This is a genomic window from Streptomyces ortus (assembly GCF_026341275.1).
Lineage (GTDB): Bacteria > Actinomycetota > Actinomycetes > Streptomycetales > Streptomycetaceae > Streptomyces > Streptomyces ortus.
On the sequence record NZ_JAIFZO010000002.1, the window covers coordinates 830,911 to 847,252 of the forward strand.

Below are 16,342 nucleotides of genomic sequence, written 5' to 3' on the forward strand. Positions count from 1 at the left end.
GAGCCGTGACGTCGGCGGCCTCGGAACCGGGCCGCCTCAGCGGCAGCCTCCGGGCTCCGGGGGACCTTCGGGCGGCCGGCTCGCGCGCCGCCCGCCGCGTTCCACCATGAGGCGGGAGCCGCTGCGGCGTTCACCGAAGACGTCGTCGGGGTTGGACAGGACGCAGTTCTCCAGGGAGAGACAGCCGCAGCCGATGCAGTCCGTGAGGTGGTCCCGCAGACGGCCCAGCTGCTTGATGCGCTCGTCCAGTTCGGAGCGCCAGGCCTCCGAGAGCCGGGCCCAGTCCTCCCGGGTGGGGGTGCGCTCCTCGGGGAGTTCGGCGAGGGCGTCACGAATCGTGGCCAACGGGATGCCGACGCGCTGCGCGGCCCGTACGAAGGCGACCCGGCGCAGGGCGTCACGGTGGTAGCGGCGCTGGTTGCCCGACGTGCGGCGGCTGCTGATCAGGCCCTTGGACTCGTAGAAGTGCAGGGCCGAGACGGCGGCTCCGCTGCGGGCCGACAGCTGGCCGACCGTGAGTTCATGGATCTTCTCGGGAATCTGGGGCATCCCTCGAACCCTACCCAGACCGTCACCCTTCCGGTCCGTTGACAGGGAACCCCACTGCGACCATGCTAAGCAGTTGCTTAGCAACAGGGCAGCACAGCGACGGAAAGGCCGGGACATGGCAGAGCCGAGGATCTTCGCGTCCGCCGACGAACTGAAGGCGGCGGTGGGTGAGCAGTTGGGGTACAGCGACTGGGTGGAGATCGACCAGAAGCGGATCGATCTGTTCGCCGACGCGACGGGCGACCACCAGTGGATCCATGTGGACGCCCCCCGGGCCGCCGCCGGCCCCTTCGGGACGACCATCGCCCACGGGTATCTGACCCTGTCGCTGCTGCCGCTCTTCGGCCCTCAGCTGATCGCGGTCGAGGGCGTGAAGATGGGCGTCAACTACGGGACGAACAAGGTGCGTTTCCCGGCGCCGGTGCCGGTGGGGTCGCGGCTGCGGGCCACGGCGAGGATCGCGGCCGTCGACGAGGTGGCCGGGGGCGTGCAGGTCTCCGTCGGCTTCACCGTGGAGCGCGAGGGCGGGGAGAAGCCGGTGTGCGTGGCCGAGTCGGTGTCCCGCTACTACTTCTGAGCCAGGGGCCGCGAGCCGACCATGCGCAGGACCAGGTCCGCGTACAGGGAACCCACCATCTCCGGGGTGCGGGGGCCGTTCACGTTGAACCAGCGGGCCACGTCGATGCACAGGGACAGCACGGCCAGCGTCGTACCCGGTACGTCGGGGACGTCGAAGTCGCCCGCGGCCACGCCGTCCGCGATGATCGCGCGCACCTCGGCGTCGACCTGGCGGCGCAGGCCCATGATCTCCGCGCGGGCGTCGGCGCCGAGCGAGTCCAGTTCGTACTGCACCACCCGGGCGGTGGTGCGCCCGCCCGCGTGCCAGCGGACGAAGGAACTCACCGCGTCGGCTAGCCGCTCGGCCGGGCTGCCCTCGCGGGCGCCCGCGGTCCGCAGGATGTCGAGGGCCTTCTCGTGGCCGATCCTGCTGATGCGGTGGAGCAGCTCTTCCTTGGTCTTGTAGTGGATGTACAGCGCGGCCGGGCTCATCCCCGCCCGGCCCGCGATGTCACGGGTCGTCGTCGCGTGGTACCCGCGCTCGGCGAAGGCCTCCACCGCGGCGACCAGCAGCCGCCGGGCCGCGTCCGGGGTGACCTCGGCCCACGGCTGCAGCTCGCCGCCGGCCGTCTCCTCCGCCGTACTCATCGCTCGTTCGCCCCTTCCAGTGACAGAGCGAACACCATACCCCCGATGCTGAGCGAGCGCTTAGAGTGCCCGCTCAGAGGCGCGCGGCCCCACCGCTCGTGCGGCCCCGCAGCTTGCGCGGCCTCCCGGCTCGTGCGGCCTCACAGCTTGTCGAAGGGGTCGTGTTCGGCGAGGAGCTTCTCCAGGCGGGCCTGGTCGACCCGGCTGACGATCTGCCCGGCCTCCTGCCGGTCGCGGATCACCTTGGCGAGGGTGAACGCCGAGGTCACGAGGTACAGCACGGCGATTCCCAGGAAGGCGCGCACCCAGGTGTCGGCCTCCAGCTTGAAGATGCCGATCGCGGTGGCGACGATGGCGACGGCGAACGAAAGCACCGCCTGGCCGTAGAACGCGGCGGTGGACTGCTGCTTGACCTGTGTCTCACTCATGCGACCAGAATCGGCGCGGGTGGCCGGAACCACATCCGCGCACGTACTCAAGTCGCGTACTCAGAACACCACGAAGGGCCTCAGAAGGCCGAAACCCCCGTCAGCGCGCGGCCGATGACCAGCTTCTGTATCTGACTGGTGCCCTCGTAGAGCGTCATGACCCGGGCGTCGCGCAGCAGCTTCCCGACGGGGTACTCGTCGATGTAGCCGTAGCCGCCGAAGACCTGGAGCGCGTTGTTCGCGGCGCGCACGGCGGCCTCCGAGGCGAAGAGCTTGGCCTGCGAGGACTCGGTGGCGAACGGCTCCCCGCGGTCGACGAGATCCGCGACGCGCCAGGTGAGCAGCCGTGCCGCGTCGACGTCCACGGCGATGTCGCTGAGCAGTTCCTGGACGAGCTGGTGGCGGGCGATGACCTTGCCGAACTGCTCGCGCTCGGTCGCGTACGTCACGGCGGCGTCCAGTGCGGCCTGGGCGATGCCCACACAGCCGGCCGCCACCGACATCCGGCCCTTGGCCAGCGCGGACATGGCGACGGAGAAGCCCTTGCCCTCGGGGCCGAGCATGGCCGAGGCGGGTACGCGGACGTCCTCCAGGGTCAGCTCGGCGGTGGCCTGGCCGCGCAGTCCGAGCTTGCCGTGGATGGTGCGGCGGGTCAGCCCGGGGGTGTCGGTGGGCACGAGGAAGGCGGAGACACCCTTGTGGCCGGGGGCGTCGGTCGAGCGGGCGAAGAGCAGGACGACGTCCGCCCAGGTGCCGTTGGTGATGAACGTCTTGCCGCCGTTGATGACGTACGCGTCGCCGTCGCGCACCGCCTTCGTGGAGAGGTTGCCCGCGTCGGAGCCGGTGCCCGGTTCGGTGAGGCCGAAGCAGCCGACGTAGCCGCCGGAGGTGAGGCCCGGCAGCCACCGCCGCTTCTGCTCCTCGGTCCCCCAGGACGCGATGGTCTTGGCGACGAGTCCGAGCGAGACGGAGACGATGCCCCGGACCGAGGAGTCGCCGCGGCCCAGCTCCTCCGTCACCAGGCAGTAGGCGAGGTGGTCGCCGCCGGAGCCGCCGTACTCCTCGTCGATGGTGAGGCCCAGGAAGCCGACCTCGCCGAGTTTCTTGACGATGGAGCGGTCGACGTCCTCCGCGCGGTCCCAGGCGATCACGTTCGGGGTGATCTCACGCGCGACGAAGTCCCTGGCCAGCCGTCGGACGGCGGTCTGCTCCTCGCTGAGTTCCAGGTTCACTGTGCTCACCCCTGCTTTTAATTAGCACTGCTAGTTTGTGATCCGCAGCCCTACTATGTGGGCCATGGCCCGACCGCGCAAGCCCCTCCTCAGCACCGACCGCATCGTCGCGGCGGCCCGGACCCTGGTGGACGCGGAAGGGCTCGCCGCGGTCTCCACGCGGCGGCTGGCGGCCGAGCTGGGGGTGAGCGGGCCGTCCCTCTACAACCACTTCCGCACGAAGGACCAGATCCTGGAGGCCGTCGCGGACTCCGTGAGCGCGCAGGTCGACCTGTCGATGTTCGAGGACGGGCGGGACTGGCGGACCGCACTGCACGACTGGGCGGTCTCCTACCGGGCCGCCCTGCGCGATCACCCCAACATCGTTCCCGTACTGGCACGGGGGCCGGGGCGTCGGCCGGCCGGGCTGCGGCTCGCGGACGCGGTCTTCGGGGCGATGGTCGCGGCGGGGTGGCCCGCGGCGCAGGCGACGTCCATCGGGGCGGTGATGCGGTACTTCGTGATGGGGTCCGCGCTGTCGTCGTTCGCCGGGGGGTTCGTGGACGACGAGACGGCGTACGATCCCGCGGACTATCCGCACCTCGGGCAGGCGCATCTCCTCGCGGAGCAGCAGGAGAAGATCGACGAGCGGGCGTTCGAGACGGGGCTCGCGGCGTTGCTGGAAGGGTTCGCCTCGCAGTACGCGGGGTTGCGGGAGTAGGCCGCTTCCCGGGCGTGGCCGGTCGCGCGGTCAGTTCCCGCGCCCACCGAAGGCGAAAGACAAAAGACTGCGCCGTTTCCCGCGCCCCTGAGAGAACGCGGGGCCGGGCATCCTTCGGCCGGGACCGAAGTGTGGGGCGGTCATGCTGAGTGCATGACCTCCTCACGCAGCGGGGCGCCTACCGGGGCCGCCGGGCTCGCCGCCCTCGCCTCGCTGGTCGCCGATGAGACGCGGGCCGGGTTCCTGCTGGCTCTGCTCGACGGGCGGGCCTGGACCGCGGGGGAGCTGGCACGGCGGGCCGGGGTCGCCGCGTCGACTGCCAGCGAGCACCTGGACAAGCTGGTCGCGGGCGGGCTGCTCACCGAGGAGCGGCAGGGACGGCACCGGTACGTACGGCTGGCCGACGCCCGGGTCGCCCAGCTCGTCGAGGACCTGGCCGCCCAGGTGTCGCCGGCGGCGGCCACCCGGCCCCGCACGCTGCGCGAGGCCGGCGCGGGCAGCGCGATGGCCCGGGGCCGCACCTGCTACGACCACCTGGCCGGCCGCCTCGGCATCGCGGTCACCGACGCGCTGACGGGCCTCGGGCTGCTCCGCCAGGACACCGGTTTCGCGCTCACGGACGAGGGCGTGGACTGGTTCGAGGGCGCCGGCATCCCCCTCGTACGCACCGGTCGGCGCCCGCTCGCCCGCGCCTGCCTCGACTGGACGGAACGACGCCCCCACCTGGCGGGGGTGGCGGGCGCCGCGTTCTGCGGGCACGCCCTGTCCGCCGGCTGGTGCGTACGCATCGGCTCGGAACGAGCCGTCAAACTCACGAACACCGGCGAGCAGGCGCTCTCCCACCTCCTGGGAATCCCAGCAGAAACCCTGCGATGAGGCCTCCCAGGGGCGCGGGGAACGGCGCAATCTTTTCGCCTTTGGCCCGCAGCAGCACGGGGAACTACGCAGCCTCCCGCCTCCCGCCTCCCGACCCCCAGGGGCGCGGGGAACGGCGCAATCTTTTCGCTTTTGCCTTCAGGGGCGCGGGGAACTGCGCAGCCTCCCGCCTCCCGACCCCCAGGGGCGCGGGGAACGGCGCAATCTTTTCGCCTTTCGCCCCCAGGGGCGCGGGGAACTGCGCAGTCACTCACCTCCCGCCCTCAAGGGCGCGGGAAACCTCGCTACCCGCCCTCGCCGTCCGAAAACCGCGCGCCCTTTCGCACCACCCCACCTACCCTCTGGACCGTGATGACCTCTCCCCCAACCACCCCCCGCACAGACCCGCTCGCAGCCACAGCGGCCGGCGCCACCGTGCTGCTGTGGGCCTCCGCCTTCGTGTCCATCCGCAGCGCGGGCGAGGCCTACTCCCCCGGCGCCCTGGCCCTGGGCCGGCTGCTCGCCGGAGCGCTGGTCCTCGGAGCGATCTGCCTGGTACGCCGCGAAGGCCTCCCCGCCCGAGCGGCCTGGCCGGGAATCGCGGTGTCCGGGCTGCTCTGGTTCGGCCTGTACATGGTGGTCCTCAACTGGGGCGAGCAGAAGGTCGACGCGGGCACCGCCGCCCTCGTGGTGAACATCGGGCCGTTGATCATGGCCCTGCTCGCCGGCTGGCTGCTCAAGGAGGGCCTGCCCCCGCGGCTGCTCGCCGGGATGGCCGTCTCCTTCGCCGGCGCGGCCGTCGTGGGACTGTCCATGTCGGGCGAGGGCAGCGCCTCCGTGCTCGGCGTGCTGCTCTGCCTGCTCGCCGCGGTCGCGTACGCGGGCGGTGTCGTCGCGCAGAAACCGGCCCTGCGGCACGGTTCCGCGCTCCAGGTGACGACGTACGGGTGTGTGATCGGCGCGGTGGCCTGTCTGCCGTTCGCCGGGCAGCTGGTCTCCGACGCCCGGGACGCCCCGCTGTCCGCGACCCTCAACATGCTGTATCTGGGCGTGTTCCCGACCGCGCTCGCCTTCACCACCTGGGCGTTCGCCCTGGCGCGTACGACGGCGGGGCGGATGGGCGCCACGACGTACGCGGTGCCCGCGTTGGTGGTGCTGATGTCGTGGGTGGCGCTCGACGAGGTGCCGGGCTGGATCACGCTCGTCGGCGGACTGGTGTGTCTGGCGGGGGTGGCGGTGTCACGGTCCGGGCCCAGGGCCGGGGTGGCCGCGACGGCCACGGCGGCCGGGGCGGCTCCGATCGGAACCGCCCCGGGCGGGGCGGCCCCGGAGGCACGTCCGGAGCCGCGGTCCGACTAGAACGTCACCAGCGCCCGCCCGCCCTTGCCCGCCAGCATGTTCTCGAACGCCGACGGGATGCCGTCCAGGGCGATCCGTTCGGTGACGAGGGCGCTCAGGTCCAGCCGTCCCGCCCGGACGTGTTCGGCCAGGATGGGCAGGTCGCGGGCGGGGTCGGAGTTCCCGTAGACGCAGCCGGCGAGGGTGCGGCCCCAGTGGAAGATCTCCAGGGCGTTGAAGGTGACCTGCTGGTCCTTGCCGCCGATGCCGACGACCGTCGTACGGCCGCCGCGGCGGGTGGACTCCCACGCCGTACGGATCGTGACGGCGCGGCCCGCGCACTCCACGGCCACGTCCACGCCCTGCTTGCCGGTGAGCCCCCGGATCTCGCGGGCGGTGGTGTCGGAGGCGATCACGTACTCGGTGGCTCCGGCGGCGCGGGCCAGGGACTCCTTCTCCGAGGACACGTCCACCGCCACGACGGCGGAGGCACCGGCGATGCGCGCGGCCTGGATCGCCGCGAGTCCCACGCCGCCGACCCCGAAGACCGCGACCGTCTCGCCGGGGCGGACCTGGGCCGAGTAGTGCACGGCCCCGTAGCCGGTGAGCACGGCACAGCCGAGCAGGGCCGCGTCCGTCAGCGGGATGCCTTCCGGCGCGGGCAGTACGCAGCCGGCGGCCACCACCGTCTCCTCGGCGAACGCGGCGACGTTCAGGCCCGGGTGGAGGTCCGTGCCGTCGGAGGAACGGTGGGCGTAGACGTTCGCGGCGCCGGCCAGCGCGTCGGCGCAGAGCCACACCTCGCCCAGCGTGCAGGCGTGGCACTTCCCGCAGGAGGGGGCCCAGTTGAGGACCACCTCGTCGCCGGGTGCGACATGGCCGACCCCGGGTCCGACGGAGACGACGGTCCCCGCTCCCTCGTGGCCGAGCACGGCGGGCACCGGCAGGCGCATGGTGCCGTTGGTCAGGGAGAGGTCGGAGTGGCAGACCCCGGCGGCGGCGAGGCGGATGCGCACCTGCCCGGGGCCGGGTTCGGGCAGATCGATCTCGGTGATCTCCAGCGGGGCCCCGACGGCGGGCAGCACAGCGGCGCGGGTCATGGCGTACAACGCTCCTAGGACTCTGGATCTGCAGAACTGAAGGGCTTCAGAACTGGCGTGCTTCAGAATTGGAAGGCTTCAGAACTGGGGGACTCGGAACTGGGGGACTCAGAACTGGAGGGACTTGGTCTGGAGGTACTCGGACAGTCCGTGCGAACCGAGTTCGCGGCCGACGCCCGACTGCTTGTAACCGCCGAAGGGGGCGAGCGGGTTGAAGCGTCCGCCGTTGATGTCGACCTGTCCGGTGTCGAGGCGCCGTGCGAAGGCCACCGCCTCCGGCTCCTCCCCGGCCCAGACGGCGCCCGCGAGCCCGTACACCGTGCCGTTGGCGATGCGGAGCGCGTCCGCCTCGTCCTCGTACCGGATGATGGACAGGACCGGGCCGAAGATCTCCTCCTGGGCGATCGCCATCTCCGGGGTGACGTCGGCGAAGACGGTGGGGCTGACGAAGTACCCCTGTTCACGGGGGGATTCGGGGCCGCCCGCGACCAGACGGGCGCCGTCGCCGACGCCCTTCTCGATGTAGCCCACGACGCGGTCGCGCTGCTTGGCGTTGACGACCGGGCCGATGCGGTCGCCGTACTTCGCGGCGGCGTCGGCGGCCAGGGCCACGGCCTCGTCGTACTGCGAGTCGTGCACCAGCATGCGGGTCCAGGCGCTGCAGGTCTGGCCGGAGTTGGACATCACGTTGGCGACGCCGACGTTGACGGCCTTGGCGAGGTCCGCGCTCGGCAGGATGACGTTGGCGGACTTGCCGCCCAGTTCGAGGGCGACGCGCTTGACGGCCGCGCCCGCCGTCGCGCCGATCTGCCGGCCGACGGCCGTGGAGCCCGTGAAGGAGACCAGGTCCACGCCCTCGTGCTCGGCGAGCGCCTGGCCGGCGACCGGGCCGAGGCCGGTGACGAGGTTGAAGACGCCGGCCGGGACACCTGCCTCGTGGACCGCTTCCGCGAAGAGCTGGGCGGTCAGGGGGGTGTCCTCGGCGGGCTTCAGTACGACCGTGCAGCCGGCCGCGAGGGCGGCGGCGACCTTGGCGACGATCTGGTGCAGGGGGTAGTTCCAGGGCGTGATGGCGCCGACCACGCCGACGGGTTCGAGGTAGACGGTGGAGTTGCCGACCTTCTCCTCGAAGGGGTGGGAGGCGGCGAGGTCGGCGTACGAACCGGCGACCGCGATGGGGGCGCCGACGTGTACGGCCTGGGAGAACTTCAGGGGTGAGCCGAGTTCGGCGGTGACCGTGGCGGCGATCTCGTCCTTGCGGGCGACGAGGACGTCCCGCAGGGCGCGGATGCGCTCCGCGCGTGCGGCGGGCGGGGTGGCGGCCCAGGCCGGGAAGGCGGCGCGGGCGGCGCGGACGGCCGCGTCCACGTCCTCGATCGTGCCGGCCGGGACGTGGGCGATGAGCTGCTCGTCGGCCGGGTTCACGACGGCGATCGTGTCCGTTCCGGCGGCGGGGCGCCAGGTGCCGTCGATGTACATGCCGTCGTGTGCCTTCATGGGGTCCTCCCGCGGGTGGGGGTGTGGTGGTCCACCGCCCAACTTACGCGTCACGACCGCCACAAACTGGCGGTGTTAGTTTCCCTACTTGGGGGTCCCTCCCGGGGGGGGGGGTGGGGGGGGGGCGGCACTGTCGGGTGCGGGCCGCCGGTCACCCGCGCAGTTCCCCGCGCCCCTTAGGGAGTCCGGGCCGACGTCAGTGCCAGGCACAGGTCCCCACCACGGCACCCGCGCCGTTCCCCGCGCCCCTAAAGGGCGGGGGCGTCTTTAGGGGCGCGGGAGACGGCGCGCCCAGCACAGCGGGCAACCTGCACCTTCCAGCACGCTCACCCTCACCCCAAGGGGCGCGGGGGAACGGCGCGGGTGACCACGGTGGGCCCGCACCCCTACGAGCACGCTCAACCCCCACCCCCCAAGGGGCGCGGGGAACTGCGCGGCCAGCACCAGGCAGCCCGCACACCTTCAAGCACGCTCACCCTCACCCCCCAAGGGGCGCGGGGAACTGCGCGGGCGGTTGGGGCCGGGCCGCGTACCCGCCCCCGTTCATCCCTCCAAGTTCGGGAGACGCGCCGGCGCGGGCGAGATACGTACACCGTCGTGGTCGAAGACGAACAGGTGCGCGAGGTCCACCAGGAGCGGCACCTGCATACCCTGCCGCAGCGCGTGATCCGGCGTCGTACGGACGATGAGGTCCCCCGGCAACCGCCCCTCGCCGGACGGCGGCCCAGCCGACCGCCCCGGTCCCGCGTCCCCCGGATGCTCCAGCACCACGACGGGCCCCGCCCGCAACGCCCCGGCCGCCCGCCCCCGCAGCCGGTCGAACACCCGCCCCTCCCGCCGCCGGCGCCCCGCCGCCCGCGGCATCGGACGCGGCGCCTCCAGCTCCGGCACGAACGCGGGCTGCGACCCCGTGTCGAGGTGGACCAGCACCTCGTGCCCCTGGAACTCCACATGCTCGACCAGCCCGCTGATCGCCACCTCCCCGGGCCGGGCCCGCGCGGGCCGCGCCAGGCGTACGGCCTCCGAGCGCAGCCCGACGATGACCTCCCGGCCCTGCTGCACCCGCAGCAGGCTGTGGTCCGCGGACAGCGGTTCGGGCAGGACCAGGGCCTGGCGGCCGAGGCCGATGGACATGGCCCCGTCGAGCGGGGCGAGGACGACACCCCGCAGGAGGTTGATCCTCGGCGTGCCGATGAACGCGGCGACGAAGACGTTCTCCGGCAGCGCGTAGACCTCACGCGGACTGCCGAGCTGCTGGAGCACGCCGCCCCGCAGGACGGCCACCCGGTCGCCGAGCGACATCGCCTCCGCCTGGTCGTGGGTGACGTACACCGTCGTGACGTCCAGGTCCCGGGTGAGCCGGGCGATCTCCGCCCGCAGATGGTTGCGCAGCTTGGCGTCCAGGTTGGCCAGCGGCTCGTCCATCAGGAAGGCGGAGGGATGCCGGGCGATCGCCCGGCCCATGGCCACGCGCTGGCGCTCCCCGCCGGAGAGCTGGTGGGGGAAACGGTCGAGGAGGTCCGCGATGCCGAGCATCCGGGCCGTGGCCTCCACCCGCGGCCCCGGATCCCGGCCGGGGTCCTCGATCCGCAGGGGGAAGCCGATGTTCGCGCGGCTGCTCATGGTCGGGTAGAGCGCGTAGTTCTGGAAGACCATCGCCATGTCCCGCTCGGCGGGCGCGAGATGGTTGGCGTACTCCCCGTCGAGCCGCACCTCTCCCTCGGTGGGCTCCTCAAGTCCGGCGATCATCCGCAGCACGGTCGACTTGCCGCAGCCGGAGGGCCCGAGGAGCACCAGGAACTCTCCGGGACCGATGTCCAGCGACAGCCGCTGCACGACGCGGACGCCCGGCGTGTATGACTTGCTCACCTGGTGCAGAGAGACGGCACGTGACATGAGACGTGCCCCCCGGGGGCGCACGGAACGCTGATACTCCGCGGCCGGACGGTTCGGACCGTACGGACGGTTCCGACGGTTACGACGGTTACGACGGTTACGACGGTTCCGACGGTTACGTACGAGACCTGTGAGTCACGGAAGCTAACGGACCGCGGGCGTCCCGGGGAACCCCTTGAACGCCTCGAATCGCCGCAACTCAGGCGCCACCGCGGCCCGTTCGGTGTTTGCCCAGTTCAGGCGAGGGCAGGGTCGCGTCCCGGTCCGTGACCGATTCGGATCCAGCGGATACGGCGGGTCCGGGGGATGCGGCGGATGCGACGGATCCAACGGGCGCGGCGGGCCCGGCCCCCGGGCGGCCCTGTCGCAGCCCCAGCCCCGAGGCGATCAGCAGCAGCCCCCCGAGCATCACGAACGGCGCAGCCACCCCCGCGACTCCGGCGATCAGACCCGCGGTGGCGGGCGCGGCGACCTGCCCCAGCCGGTTGCCGGTCAGCCGCAGGGCGAGCGCGGTGGAACGGGCGTCGTCCGGGGCGGCCTGGACGACGGTGGTCATCGACAGGGGCTGGCCGACCCCCAGGCAGAAGCCGAGCGTGCCGAGGATCACGGCGAGCGCCCAGACCGGTACGGGCAGCGCGATCCCGGCGCACAACAGGGCCGCCAGCAGACAGGTCGTGGTGAGCAGCGCGGCCCGGCCCAGCAGGCGCAGCATCGGCGTCATCACCAGGCGGCACGCGATGGTCGCCGCCGCGCGCAGGCTGAGCAGCAGGCCGATCACGGAGGGGGCGATGCCCCGGTGTTCGCCGACCACCGGCAGGTACGCGGTGAGGATGTCCGTCGCGGAGAGCACGGCGAGGCTGATGAAGATGCCCGCGGGCACCCCCCGGGTCCGCAGGATGCGGTGTACGGGCACGCGTGCACCCGGCCCCGTACGGGATGTGGCCGACGTACGGTGCTCGATGCGCCACAGGGAGACGAACGAGAACGCGGCGACGCCGCCCGCCACCAGCAGGGCGAGCGCGCTGGTGCCCGCCATGTCGGGGCCGCCGATCAGGGCGCCCGCGGCGATCGGTCCGACGAGCTGGCCGAGCGAGGCGCCGATGGTGAAGTGGCCGAAGTTGCGGTCCTGTTCGTGCGGCGCGGACTGGCGGGCCACCAGCGACTGGGCGCCGATCACGAAGGAGAGGTGTCCGAGGCCCATCACACCGCTCCAGGCCGCCATCGCGGTGAGCGAGTCGGCCGTACCGCTGAGGGCGCAGCCGCCGGCGATCAGAACGACGCCCACCGGCAGCAGCGGGGCGCACCGGCCGTGGTCGGTCCTGCGGCCGAGCGGTACGGCGGCGAAGAGCGGCAGCAGCGCGTACACCCCGGCGATCACGCCGATCGCCCGCTCGTCGGCGCCCAGCGCGAGGGCCCGGTAGGAGACGGCGGGCCGGGCCATGGACACCGCCCCCTGCGCGAAGCTGAAGGCGATGACCAGGCGGAGCAGCCAGCCGCGGTTCCTGCCGGGCCTCATCGTGTCGTTCTCCCTCGGACGGCCATGCCTCAGATGATGCCGAACAGAATTCCGGACCCGAGCACCACGAGTGAGGTGAGGGCGGCCCACTTCACCACGAACTTGGTGTGATCGCCGAAGTCGACCCTGGCCATACCCACCAGCACGTACACGGCCGGGACCAGCGGGCTCGACATGTGCAGCGGCTGGCCGACGAGGGAGGCGCGGGCGATCTCCAGCGGCGAGACGCCGTGCGCGGCACCGGCCTCGGCGAGGACGGGCAGGACACCGAAGTAGAAGCCGTCGTTCGACATGAAGTAGGTGAGCGGCAGGCTCAGGGCGCCGGTGACGATGGCCATGTGCGGGCCCATGCCGTCGGGGATGCCGTCGACGAGCCACCTGGCCATGGAGTCGACCATGCCGGTGCCCTGGAGGACGCCGGTGAAGACGGCGGCGGCGAAGACCATGCCGGAGACGTTGAGGACGTTGTCGGCGTGCGCGGCGAGCCGCTCGCGCTGGTCCGGGATGTTCGGGAAGTTGACGGTCAGGGCGAGGGCCGCGGCGAGCAGGAACAGCACCGGGATCGGCAGCAGTTCCATGATCATGGCGGTGAGCAGGACCGCCGTGAGCAGCGCGTTGAACCAGTACAGCTTGGGACGCAGGGTCGCGCGGTTCGGGTCCAGACCCTGGAGGCGTACGTCGTCCACGTCGTCGTCCTCGGATCCGCCCTCGGAGCCGACCGCCGCGTCGGTCCCGGAACCCGACCCGCCCGTGGTCTTGGTGAAGCGCACCTTGCCGTCACCGGAGCCACCGGAAGCCGCGGCAGCACCGGCGCCCGCACCGACGAGTACCGTCTCGGTCTCCCGCTCCTCCTCCTTCTCCTTCTCCTTCTCCAGGACGTCGGCCAGGCTCAGCACGCCGAGGCGCTTGCGCTCGCGCAGGCCGAGGACGTACGCGAGGCCGATGACGGCGACCAGGCCGACGGCGAGCGCCGGGATCATCGGGACGAAGATGTCGCCGGCGTCGAGCTTGAGCGCGGTGGCGGCGCGGGCCGTCGGACCGCCCCAGGGCAGGGTGTTCATCACGCCGTTGGCGGTGGCGGCGACCCCGGTCATCACCACGAGGCTCATCTTGAGGCGCTTGTACAGGGGATACATCGCCGAGACCGTGATCATGAAGGTGGTCGAGCCGTCGCCGTCCAGGGAGACGATCGCGGCGAGCAGGGCCGTACCGACGACGATGCGCATCGGGTCGGCCTTGCAGAACTTGAGGATGCCCCGGACGACCGGATCGAAGAGGCCGACGTCGATCATGACGCCGAAGTACACGATGGCGAACATCAGCATCGCGGCGGTGGGCGCGAGCGTGCCCACCCCTTCGATGACGTAGTCGCCGAGGTGGGCGCCTTTTCCGACGAACACACAGAAGAGTGCCGGGATCAGCACCAGCGCCGCGATCGGCGACATCTTCTTCATCATGATCAGGACCAGGAAGGTCGCGATCATGGTGAAGCCGAGGATGGTCAGCATGAGTGGATACCTAACGTTCGCCCTTGAACTCCCACCAGGGACGGCGGTTCGAGTGACGTTAGGTCGGGCCGACAAGTCTTAACAAGATGTTGACACGAGAGCAATAAGCGCAAAACTCCTGGTCACAGCGTTCGTCGCGGTCAGAGCTCTACGCCTGTCCGCGTGCCTGTCGGTGTGAGCTCCACGCCTGCCGGCGTGATGTCGACGGGTACGCCGTTGAGGACGGCCGTGCCGGACAGCGGGTCGAGCAGGCTGCCGTCCAGGAGCTGGTTGACGTTGACGCCGGGGTCGGCGGTGGCGTGGCGCAGCCGGGTGCCGGGCCGGTCGTGCCCCCAGCCGTGCGGCAGGCTCACGACTCCGCGCCGTACGGAGTCGGTGATCTCGGCGGGGGCGACGACCTCTCCCCCGGCGCCCTTCACGCGTACGGGCGCCGCGTCGGTGACGCCGAGGCGTTCGGCGTCGTCGGGGTGGATGTGCAGGGTGCAGCGGTTGGTGCCGCCGGTGAGGGCGGGGATGTTGTGCATCCAGCTGTTGTTGGAACGCAGGTGCCGGCGGCCGACCAGGACGAACCCCTCCGGACGCTGCCGGAGGGCGTCCCTGAGCCGCGGGAGGTCGTCGGCGAGGGGCTGGGGAAGGAGTTCGACGCGTCCGCTGCGGGTCTTGAGGGGGCCGGGCAGGCGGGACCGGAGCGGGCCGAGGTCGATGCCGTGGGGCGCGGCGAGCAGCCTCTCCAGGTTCAGGCCGTCGGGGCGGGCGCCGAATCCGTCCCCGTACGGGCCCAAGCGCAGCATCATGTCGAGGCGGCGCTCGGGACCGGACTCGCCGGTGAGCGCGGCGGCGAGTTCGCGGGGGTCGCGACCGTGCACCGGGGAGTGGGGTTCCTTGACGGCCTTGGCGAGGGTCTGGTCGATGACCAGGGTGTCCACGGCGGAGGGGTCGGCGCCGTGCATGCCGGTCGCGGCGAGGACGAGCCGGGCGAGGATCTCCGTCTCGGCCCTCCTGCCGGGTTCCAGGGGGACGGCGGCCCGGGTGTAACGGACCTGGTTGCGTACGGCGAGGGTGTTGAAGGCGAAGTCGTGGTGCGGGCTCTGCGAGGGCGGGGGCGGCGGCAGCACGACGTGGGCGTGGCGCGAGGTCTCGTTCAGGTACGGGTCGACGCTGACCATGAAGTCGAGCGAGTCGAGGGCCTTGTCGAGGCGGTCGCCGTCGGGGGCGGACAGGACGGGGTTGGCGGCGATGACGACGAGGGCGCGAATCGGCTCGCCCTCCTCGGTGGCGGTGTCGATCTCCTCGGCGAGGGCGGCGAGGGGCAGTTCGCCCTTGGCCTCCGGGTGACGGCTGACGCGGCTGTGCCAGCGGGCGAGCGCGAAGCCGCGGCCGGGGCCCGCGGGCCGGGGCGTGCGGTCGGTGGCGGCCTGCGGGAAGAGGGCGCCGCCGGGCCGGTCGAGGTTGCCGGTGAGGATGTTGAGGACGTCAACCAGCCAGCTGGCGAGGGTGCCGTGCGGGACGGTGCAGCTGCCGATGCGGCCGTATACGGCGGCGGTGGGCGCGGCGGCGAGTTCGCGGGCGAGCGCGCGGATCGTCTCCGCGTCGACGTCGCACGCCTCGGCGGCGACCTCGGGCGTGAAGTCGCTTACGGCGTCGCGCAGTTCGTCGGCTCCCTGGACCAGTTCGCCGAGGTGGCCGAGGTCGGTCAGCTGCTCGTCGAAGAGGACGTACGCCATCGCCGCGAGGAGCAGGGCGTCGGTGCCGGGGCGGACGGCGACGTGCCGGTCGGCGAGCTTGGCGGTGCGGGTGCGGCGGGGGTCGATGACGGTGAGGGTGCCGCCGCGCCCCTTGAGGGCCTTGAGCTTGCCGGGGAAGTCGGGTGCGGTGCACAGACTTCCGTTGGACTCCAGGGGGTTGGCGCCGATCAGCAGCAGATGGTCGGTGTGGTCGAGATCGGGTACGGGGATCGCGTTGGCGTCGCCGTAGAGGAGCCCGCTGGAGACGTGCTTGGGCATCTGGTCGACGGTGGACGCGGTGAAGACGCTCCGCGTGCCGAGTCCGGAGAGCAGGACGGCCGGGTAGAGGGCGCCGGCCATGGTGTGCACGTTCGGGTTGCCGAGGACGGCTCCGACGGAGTGCGGCCCGTACCGCTCGACGACCGGTCGCAGTCCGGCGGCGACGGCGTCGAAGGCCTCCTCCCAGGTGGCTTCGCGCAGTTCACCGTCCTTGCGTACGAGGGGGACGCGCAGGCGGTCCGGGTCACCGTCGGCGGCCCCGAACGACGCCCCCTTCGGACAGATGAACCCCTGACTGAACACATCGTCACGATCCCCGCGCGCGCTCGTCACCCGGGTCCCCTCGATGGTGAGCGTCAGCCCACAGGTGGCCTCGCAGAGCGGGCAGATGCGCAGGGCTGTGCGGGAGTCGGCGGTGACGGACACGGGTCCTCCCGAAGGAATGGGCGACAACAACGGCGCTCTGCCTCTGACCCGGCTGAGCATACCGACCGGTATGGACGGTGGGGAGGGG

The 16,342-nt window shown here is 72.1% G+C and carries 14 protein-coding genes; 4 read left to right on the forward strand and 10 right to left on the reverse strand.

The genetic code is table 11. From position 1 onward, the window contains the following. Window positions 1-36: 36 nt before the first annotated feature. A complete protein-coding gene (soxR, locus tag K3769_RS06895; RefSeq protein ID WP_267025556.1) occupies window positions 37-549 on the reverse strand; it encodes a redox-sensitive transcriptional activator SoxR in 513 nt (170 codons plus the stop codon). A 115-nt stretch (window positions 550-664) separates the two neighbouring features. Here soxR and K3769_RS06900 point away from each other — a divergent pair, with 115 nt between their 5' ends. After that, window positions 665-1,126 carry a MaoC family dehydratase gene (locus K3769_RS06900; RefSeq protein WP_267025557.1) on the forward strand — a complete coding sequence of 154 codons (462 nt, stop codon included), beginning with the start codon at window positions 665-667 and terminating at the stop codon, window positions 1,124-1,126. On the opposite strand, the gene K3769_RS06905 is transcribed toward K3769_RS06900, so the two are convergent. The 3 genes from K3769_RS06905 to K3769_RS06915 form a co-directional block, all read right to left on the reverse strand. Beyond that, a complete protein-coding gene (locus tag K3769_RS06905) occupies window positions 1,117-1,755 on the reverse strand; it encodes a TetR/AcrR family transcriptional regulator (protein WP_267025558.1) in 639 nt (212 codons plus the stop codon). The two genes, K3769_RS06900 and K3769_RS06905, sit on opposite strands and share 10 nt — an antisense overlap. 140 nt (window positions 1,756-1,895) lie before the next feature. Continuing rightward, on the reverse strand, window positions 1,896-2,183 hold the full coding sequence (locus K3769_RS06910) for a YiaA/YiaB family inner membrane protein (protein ID WP_267025559.1): 288 nt from the start codon (window positions 2,181-2,183) through the stop codon (window positions 1,896-1,898). A gap of 80 nt (window positions 2,184-2,263) precedes the next feature. Continuing rightward, complete coding sequence (locus K3769_RS06915) at window positions 2,264-3,415, reverse strand: acyl-CoA dehydrogenase family protein (RefSeq protein WP_267031271.1); 1,152 nt, start codon at window positions 3,413-3,415, stop codon at window positions 2,264-2,266. 64 nt (window positions 3,416-3,479) lie between these two features. Between K3769_RS06915 and K3769_RS06920 the strand changes: the two genes are divergently transcribed. The 3 genes from K3769_RS06920 to K3769_RS06930 all read left to right on the forward strand — a co-directional run bounded on the left by K3769_RS06920 (window position 3,480) and on the right by K3769_RS06930 (window position 6,329). After that, window positions 3,480-4,115: a TetR/AcrR family transcriptional regulator gene (locus K3769_RS06920; RefSeq protein ID WP_267025560.1), complete on the forward strand. Its 636-nt coding sequence runs from the start codon at window positions 3,480-3,482 to the stop codon at window positions 4,113-4,115. A gap of 153 nt (window positions 4,116-4,268) precedes the next feature. Further along, window positions 4,269-4,991 (forward strand): ArsR/SmtB family transcription factor, encoded by a 723-nt coding sequence (locus K3769_RS06925; protein ID WP_267025561.1) that lies wholly within the window; start codon window positions 4,269-4,271, stop codon window positions 4,989-4,991. Between the two features lie 351 nt (window positions 4,992-5,342). Continuing rightward, entirely contained in the window at window positions 5,343-6,329 is a 987-nt protein-coding gene (locus tag K3769_RS06930) for a DMT family transporter (RefSeq protein ID WP_267025562.1), read from the forward strand. Here the strand turns inward: K3769_RS06930 and K3769_RS06935 are convergent. The 6 genes from K3769_RS06935 to K3769_RS06960 form a co-directional block, all read right to left on the reverse strand. Beyond that, window positions 6,326-7,408 carry a Zn-dependent alcohol dehydrogenase gene (locus K3769_RS06935; protein ID WP_267025563.1) on the reverse strand — a complete coding sequence of 361 codons (1,083 nt, stop codon included), beginning with the start codon at window positions 7,406-7,408 and terminating at the stop codon, window positions 6,326-6,328. The two genes, K3769_RS06930 and K3769_RS06935, sit on opposite strands and share 4 nt — an antisense overlap. A 108-nt stretch (window positions 7,409-7,516) precedes the next feature. Further along, on the reverse strand, window positions 7,517-8,905 hold the full coding sequence (locus tag K3769_RS06940; protein WP_267025564.1) for an aldehyde dehydrogenase family protein: 1,389 nt from the start codon (window positions 8,903-8,905) through the stop codon (window positions 7,517-7,519). Window positions 8,906-9,448: 543 nt separating this feature from the next. After that, a complete protein-coding gene (locus K3769_RS06945) occupies window positions 9,449-10,801 on the reverse strand; it encodes an ABC transporter ATP-binding protein (RefSeq protein WP_267025565.1) in 1,353 nt (450 codons plus the stop codon). Between the two features lie 199 nt (window positions 10,802-11,000). Next, window positions 11,001-12,317 (reverse strand): MFS transporter, encoded by a 1,317-nt coding sequence (locus K3769_RS06950; RefSeq protein WP_267025566.1) that lies wholly within the window; start codon window positions 12,315-12,317, stop codon window positions 11,001-11,003. A gap of 29 nt (window positions 12,318-12,346) precedes the next feature. Further along, window positions 12,347-13,825 carry a CitMHS family transporter gene (locus K3769_RS06955; RefSeq protein WP_267025567.1) on the reverse strand — a complete coding sequence of 493 codons (1,479 nt, stop codon included), beginning with the start codon at window positions 13,823-13,825 and terminating at the stop codon, window positions 12,347-12,349. Between the two features lie 140 nt (window positions 13,826-13,965). Then, entirely contained in the window at window positions 13,966-16,254 is a 2,289-nt protein-coding gene (locus K3769_RS06960; protein WP_267025568.1) for a molybdopterin oxidoreductase family protein, read from the reverse strand. Window positions 16,255-16,342: the final 88 nt, after the last annotated feature.